This is a genomic window from Leifsonia sp. HAY1-4F (assembly GCF_056755275.1).
Genome location: NZ_JBNDHX010000367.1, coordinates 1 through 233, shown reverse-complemented (window position 1 = coordinate 233; position 233 = coordinate 1). Strand labels below are relative to the sequence as shown.

Below are 233 nucleotides of genomic sequence, written 5' to 3'. Positions count from 1 at the left end.
TCCGTCGTCGGCAGCGTCAGATGTGTAGAAGAGACAGGCCCCGGGCGATCCAGGCGGCGAGCAGGTCGAAGAGGGAGGCCACGGTCGCCGGCATGTCGACCGACGGGTCCTGCATCCACTGCCTGTCTCTTATACACATCTCCGAGCCCACGAGACACTCGCTAATCTGGGGGGGGGGTTTTTGGTTTGAAGGGGGGGGGGGGGGGGGGGGGGGGGGGGGGGGGGGGGGGGGG

1 pseudogene is annotated in these 233 nt (G+C 69.1%); it reads right to left on the bottom strand.

Features of this window, described 5'->3' with window-relative positions:
* Positions 1-16 precede the first annotated feature (16 nt).
* A pseudogene (locus ACPYOG_RS19845) lies at positions 17-233 on the bottom strand (hypothetical protein); the annotation flags it as partial.